The organism is Streptomyces sp. NPDC001056 (assembly GCF_053598955.1).
The window spans coordinates 168,647-174,974 of sequence record NZ_JBSFLI010000018.1 but is presented as its reverse complement, the minus strand read 5'-3'; the positions used below and the strand labels follow the sequence as shown (position 1 = coordinate 174,974).

The 6,328-nt window shown below is 72.2% G+C and carries 6 protein-coding genes; 2 read left to right on the top strand and 4 right to left on the bottom strand.

Going from position 1 to position 6,328, the window contains the following annotated elements:
* Nucleotides 1-93: 93 nt before the first annotated feature.
* The gene (locus ACWDD7_RS22205; RefSeq protein WP_450458602.1) at nucleotides 94-1,134 is read right to left on the bottom strand and encodes a glycosyltransferase family 2 protein; all 1,041 of its coding nucleotides are present in this window, start codon (nucleotides 1,132-1,134) and stop codon (nucleotides 94-96) included.
* A 126-nt stretch (nucleotides 1,135-1,260) separates the two neighbouring features.
* Between ACWDD7_RS22205 and ACWDD7_RS22200 the strand changes: the two genes are divergently transcribed.
* Nucleotides 1,261-2,769, top strand: a complete 1,509-nt coding sequence (locus ACWDD7_RS22200) for an LCP family protein (RefSeq protein WP_450458601.1) — start codon at nucleotides 1,261-1,263, stop codon at nucleotides 2,767-2,769.
* Between the two features lie 49 nt (nucleotides 2,770-2,818).
* On the opposite strand, the gene ACWDD7_RS22195 is transcribed toward ACWDD7_RS22200, so the two are convergent.
* Nucleotides 2,819-3,376 (bottom strand): acyl-CoA thioesterase, encoded by a 558-nt coding sequence (locus ACWDD7_RS22195; protein WP_392216159.1) that lies wholly within the window; start codon nucleotides 3,374-3,376, stop codon nucleotides 2,819-2,821.
* Between the two features lie 119 nt (nucleotides 3,377-3,495).
* Between ACWDD7_RS22195 and ACWDD7_RS22190 the strand changes: the two genes are divergently transcribed.
* Nucleotides 3,496-4,746, top strand: coding sequence for an LCP family protein (locus ACWDD7_RS22190; RefSeq protein ID WP_450458600.1), 1,251 nt, complete (start codon nucleotides 3,496-3,498; stop codon nucleotides 4,744-4,746).
* Here ACWDD7_RS22190 and ACWDD7_RS22185 read toward each other — a convergent pair.
* Both ACWDD7_RS22185 and ACWDD7_RS22180 read right to left on the bottom strand, forming a co-directional pair.
* A complete protein-coding gene (locus ACWDD7_RS22185; RefSeq protein WP_450458611.1) occupies nucleotides 4,743-5,546 on the bottom strand; it encodes a class I SAM-dependent methyltransferase in 804 nt (267 codons plus the stop codon). The two genes, ACWDD7_RS22190 and ACWDD7_RS22185, sit on opposite strands and share 4 nt — an antisense overlap.
* A 132-nt stretch (nucleotides 5,547-5,678) precedes the next feature.
* Nucleotides 5,679-6,044, bottom strand: coding sequence for a four-helix bundle copper-binding protein (locus tag ACWDD7_RS22180; protein WP_450458599.1), 366 nt, complete (start codon nucleotides 6,042-6,044; stop codon nucleotides 5,679-5,681).
* Nucleotides 6,045-6,328 lie beyond the last annotated feature (284 nt).

Here is a 6,328-nt window from a genome sequence, read left to right as displayed (position 1 = left end):
GGCGCCTCTCCGGGGTTAAACCCCAGGTCAGAGCCGGTTTCCCAGAGCCCCCTGTCGGCGCCTCGTTCACCGGGCGCTCGCGTGCGTCCGGCGTCAGGCGTTCGCGTCCACGGCGCTGCGCACCGCGGGCCGGCGCGACGCGATGACCCGCTTCGCCAGCGACTTCGGGCTGGTCAGGAAGCCCCAGCCCCAGGACATGTGCATGGTGGCGAGGGCCACGGGGATCTGGAGGCGGGCCTTGAGGGGCAGGCCCTTGCCGGCGGGGAGGGAGCCGGCGGTGATCGCGGCGAGGTAGCCGCCGGGGATCACCAGGCCCCAGGGGGTCAGGGCCACGCCCACCACGAGGCCGGCCGCAATCGCGCAGACCGCGGTCGGCGGGGCGAGGTAGCGCAGGTTGATGGAGCCGGAGTGGTAGCGGGCGACGACGTGGCGCCAGCGGCCGTAGTCCTTGTACTGCTTGGCCAGCGCCCGCACCGAGGGGCGGGGGCGGTACGAGACCTTCAGTTCCGGTGAGAACCAGATCAGGCCGCCCGCCTCGCGGATGCGGAAGTTCAGCTCCCAGTCCTGGGCGCGGATGAACTCCTCGTTGTAGCCGCCCTGCTGCTCCAGCGCCTCGCGGCGGAAGACACCGAGGTAGACCGTCTCGGCGGGGGCCGCGTCGCCGCCGGTGTGGAAGGCCGCGTTGCCGACGCCGATCCTGGAGGTCATCGCGGCGGCGACCGCGTGCTCCCAGTCGTTCTCGCCCTCGGCGTGCATGATGCCGCCGACGTTCTGCGCGCCGGTCTCCTCCAGGAGCCGTACGGCGGTCTCGATGTAGTTCGGCGACAGCATGCCGTGGCCGTCGACGCGGACCACGATCGGATGCCGGGAGGCCTTGATGGCCGCGTTCAGCGCGGCGGGGGTGCGGCCGGTCGGGTTCGGGACGGTGTGGACGCGGGAGTCTTCGGCCACGAGCGCGGCGGCGATCTCGTCCGTGCGGTCCGTGGACGGACCGAGGGCGATCACGACCTCCATGTCGCCGCCGTACTCCTGCGCGAGGATCGCTTGGACGGCCCCGCGCAGATGCCGTTCCTCGTTGAGGACGGGCATGATCACGGATACAGCGGGGAACCGCACGTCGGGCTTGGCGTTCATAGGGCCCTCACGTTACCGCGAACGGGGGACACCGGTGCGCGCCGCCGGGGCTCCGACGCGGGATGGAGATCGTATCGGCCTACTGTGCTCACGGATCCCACGTACGGCCTCGTCCGGAGGTGTCCCTTGGCCAGCCCGCCCCGGTCCCCGGCGCGACCCCAACGCCGCCCGCAGCCGCCCCGCCGGCTGCCGCCCCCGCCCGAGCGGCCGGTGCGCGCCCCGCGCCGACGGCGACGGCCGCGCTGGGCCATGCGGGCGATGACCACGCTGTCGGTGGTGGTGCTGGCCTCCGCCGGCATCGGGCACGCGGTGGTCACCAGCCTGGACGCCGGTATCAGCCGGGTCGACGCCTTCAAGGACATGAAAGACCGGCCGCAGGCGGGCCACGGCATGAACATCCTGCTGGTCGGCACCGACGGCCGGGACAAGATCACCGAGCGGCAGCGGCGCGCCTTCCACCTGGGCGGACAGCCCTGTCACTGCACCGACACGATGATGATCGTGCACATCTCGGAGGACCGGGAGCGGGCCACGGTGGTGAGCCTGCCGCGCGACTCCTTCGCCGAGGTCCCGGCGCACCGGGACCGGACCACCGGCCGGCAGCTCGGTCCGCACCCGCTCAAGCTGAACGCGGCGTACGCCGAGGGCGGTCCCCAGCTGACCGTGCGCACGGTCGAGAACATGACCCGGGTGAAGATCGACCACTATCTGGAGATCGACTTCACCAGCTTCATGAGGACCGTGGACGTCCTCGGCGGGGTGCGGATCTGTACGGCGACGCCGCTGAAGGACAGCTACAGCGGGCTCGACCTGGCGCCCGGCACGCACCTCATGCAGGGCGGGCAGGCGCTCCAGTACGTGCGCTCACGGCACCTGGACGGCGCCAGCGACCTGGGCCGGATGAAGCGGCAGCAGCGTTTCCTCGCCGCGCTGATCGAGAAGGCGACCTCGTCCGGGGTGCTGCTGAACCCGATGCGCTTCCGGGACGTGACCCGGGCGGTGCTCGGCTCGGTCCGCGCCGACGAGGGCTTCGGCACCGACGAGCTGCTCGACCTCGGCCGCGCGATGCGGAACTTCTCGCCCTCGTCCTCGGAGTTCACGACCGTCCCCGTCGGGCGGATGGACTACCCGGTCAAGGGCATCGGCTCGACCCTGAAGTGGGACCCGGCCCGCTCGGCCCAGCTGTTCCAGGCGCTGCGCAACGACAAGCCCCTCACCCCGGCCCGCCCGCACCCCGCCGCCCCCGCCGCGACGCCCGTCGACACCGACCCGCGCCGCATCCGGGTGCAGGTGGCGAACGGCACCACCACGACCGGGCTGGCCAAGCGGATCGACACCGAGCTGGCGGCGACCGGCTTCGCCACCACCCACGAGCCGGTGACCGCGCCCGCCCGGCTGCCGGCCACCGTCATCACGTACGACCCCCGCTGGGACCGCTCCGCGCGCGCCCTGGCCGCGGCCCTGCCGGGCAGCGAGCTGCGCGCGGTGCCGGGGCAGGGACCGCTGCTGAAGGTGACCGCGGGAACCGGCTTCCGGGGCGTGCGCACGGTGCGCTTCGAGGACCCGGGGCGCCCTGCCGAGGGTGCCGACGCCGTGGTGCGGGGCAACGAGGTGGTGTGCTCGGGGGACGCGTGAGCGCCCGCGCCCGGACCCTTTCCCCGGCCCCGCGCGGCCTTGCGGCCCCTCAGTCCTGGAAGCCCTCCGCCGTCCGCTGCTCGCGCAGCTCGCGGATGGCGCGGCGGCGGGCCAGCCGGTGGGTGCGGCGGATCTGCGCCTCCTGGTAGCGGCGGCGGTCGCGGTCGGTCTCCGGTATCACCGGGGGCACCTGGCGCGGCTTGCCGTCGGCGTCCACGGCCGCGAAGACCAGATAGGCCGAGCCGACCTGGGTGGGCGGGTTCGACTCGTTCCACCGCTCGGCGAGGACGCGTACGCCGACCTCCATGGAGGTCCGGCCGGTCCAGTTGACCTGCGCCTTCACATGGACCAGGTCGCCGACGCGGACCGGTTCCAGGAAGGCCATCTCGTCCATGGACGCGGTGACGGCGGGGCCGCCGGAGTGCCGGCCGGCCACGGCGCCCGCCGCGTCGTCCACCAGCTTCATGATCACCCCGCCGTGCACCGTACCCAGCAGGTTGGTGTCGTTGTGGGTCATGATGTGGCTGAGCGTGGTACGCGAGGCGGACGTGGGTTTGCCCGGAATGTCCGGCTCCACTGCTTCCGAGTCCGTGGCCTGGTCTGTCATGTGCTCTACCTTATGCCGAAGCGACATAGGCGGAATTTGTGTCAGCTTCGCAACAGCGGCGCCCTTATTTTCCGACAGGCCTTGTAAGCCATACGGCGGAGCCCTGCACACTGGTCCGCATGAATGACTGGCCCGAGGCATGGTCCGACGAGAACCGCGGCCCCCGCTATGGACGCGGCAGTGGCGGCGCGCCCGAAGGCGCCCGCGCGATGCGCCAGGTGCGGCGCGGCCCGGCGGCACCGCAGTACGGGGCCGGCGTTCCGCAGCAGCCGTCGTACGCGGACGGCGGCTACGACGACGCGTACGACAGCGGCTACAACACCGGCCAGGTCTACGGCAGCCCCGGCGGCCCCGGCCCCGGCGGCGTGCCGGGTACCGACCCGCGCCCCAAGCCGAACTGGGGGCGGCGGATCAAGTGGACGGCGCTCACGCTGGTGACCGTGCTGATCGTCACCTCGGTCGCGACCTACTTCTGGGCCGACTCCAAGCTGCGCCGCGAGGTCGACCTGTCCAAGGTGATCGACCGGCCGCAGTCGGGGTCGGGCACGAACTATCTGATCGTCGGCTCGGACAGCCGCGAGGGCATGTCCAGGGCGGACGAGAAGAAGCTGCACACCGGCGCCGCCGAGGGCAAGCGCACGGACTCGATGATGATCCTGCACGTCGGTGACAACGGCGACACGCTGATCTCGCTGCCGCGCGACTCGGACGTGGAGATCCCGTCGTACCAGGGCTCGACGTCGGGGAAGGTCTACCCGGCCACGGGCAGACGCGAGAAGCTGAACGCGGCGTACGCCGAGGACGGGCCGACGCTGCTGGTCCGCACGATCGAGTACAACACCGGGCTGCACATCGACCACTACGTGGAGATCGGCTTCCAGGGCTTCGCGAACATCGTGGACGCGGTCGGCGGGGTCCAGATCGACATCGACAAGGGCTTCAAGGACAAGTGGTCCGGCGCCGACTTCCAGGCCGGCAAGCAGACCCTGAACGGCCAGCAGGCGCTCGCCTTCGTCCGCACCCGGCACGCGTTCGCCGCGTCCGACCTCCAGCGGACCAAGAACCAGCAGAAGTTCCTCGCGGCCCTGGCCCACGAGGTGGCGACCCCTTCGACCGTCCTCAACCCGTTCAAGTTCTACCCGACCATGGGGGCGGGCCTGGACTCGCTGATCGTGGACAAGGACATGTCCCTGTGGAACCTGGCCTCGATGTTCTGGGCCATGAAGGGCGTCAACGGCGGCGACGGCACCTCCATGAACATGCCGATCTCCGGCTCCACCGGCGGCAACCTCGTCTGGGACAAGGCGAAGGTCAAGACCCTGGTGAACGAGCTGAACAACGACCAGAAGGTGACGGTCTCCGGCAACTAGCCGGGACGACGGCGAGACAGGGGCGGCCGGGCCGTCGCAGCGGCGAGCAGCGCCACGTGCGGCAGGACCAGCCGCCCTTCGCCGTCCGCCGCGAAACCGGCGCACAGCCGGTCGTACTCCGCCCGGACGCGGACGACGGTACCGGCGTCCTGCGCGCCGAGGACCAGCCCGACGGTGGCGACCCCGGCCGCCGCGCCGCCCCACCACTCCTCGGCAAAGGCCCGGTGCTCCCACTCCAGCTCGGCGGCCTCCGGTTCGGTGAACCCGGCATCGGCGAGCAGCGCGGTCAGCCCCTCGGGCGTACGGGGGAAGTCCTCGGCGGGGTCCAGCCGGGGCAGGTGCGGCGGGGGCACCGCTCCGCCCGCCGCGCAGGCCCGGCCGAGCAGTTCCTGCCCGGCGCCGCGCCGGGCGCTCCACAGGGTCAGCGCGATCCGGCCGCCGGGGCGCAGGACACGGTGCAGTTCGGTGAGGGCGGCGCGGGGCCGGCCGACGTGGTTGATCACGAAGTTGGCCAGGACGGCGTCGAACTCGCCGTCAGGGAAGGGCAGTTCGGGCAGTGCGGCGATCTCGGCGGCGATGCCGTGCCGGCGGGCCCTCGCCACCATGTCCGGTTCGGCGTCCACGGCCCGTACCCGCGCTCCCCGTTCCCGTGCCGCGCGGGCGGCGGAGCCCGTACCGGTGCCGGCGTCCAGCACCCGGGTCCCGGCGGTGACCCGGGCGGCGTCCAGCAGCCGCGGCACCGGGTGGGCGCACAGCCGCCCGAAGCTCGCCTCGTACGCCTGCGCCCGCCCCGCCCACATGGCCCGCTTGGCGGCGTCGAAGGCCGCGGTCGTCCCGGATGCGATCACGCGCCCCAGCCTGCCGTGCTCCGGCACACGGGATCAAGGGCACCCCGGGCCGGGGTGCCCTCGGCCACACGGCGGCGCGCCGTCCTAGGCGCGGACGCCCGCCATCGCGCGGCACATCTCGGCGCAGCGGCGACACGCCTCCGCGCAGCGCATCAGCTGCGGGTCGTCGGGCACGGACATACACGCCTCGGCGGCCATGTCGCACGCCTTGGCGCACATCGCGCACATCTCGCCCGACATGGGCGAGCGGCGCATCATCATGTCGGCGCACATCCGGGTCGTCTCGGAGCAGTCCATGAGCGCGCGCATGATCTGCATCTGCGCCTGTCCGCCCTGCTGCATGCAGGAGCTCATGGTCTCCTCGCAGACGCCGTGGCAGTTCATGCAGGCCTCGATGCAGTCCTGCATCTGCTTGGTCATGGCGGGCATCGTGGTACCGGGCTGGACCATGGCTCCTCCTCGGAGCGCGGGGACCCCGGAGCGGGTCCCGTGTGTCTCCGTCCTACGTCGCCCCGCCCGGCCCCGCATGTGACCGACCGGTCGTAAGGACCGCCCGAACACACGGAAGGCGCCCCGCGGGACGCCTTCCGGTACCGCCAGGGGGGGGTTACGGCAGGTTGCGCGCCATGACGATGCGCTGGACCTGGTTCGTGCCCTCGTAGATCTGCGTGCTTTATAGGCCATACGGCTCTGACCTGTACGAACACCCCTCCGGGAGGAGGGTTCCCCAGCAT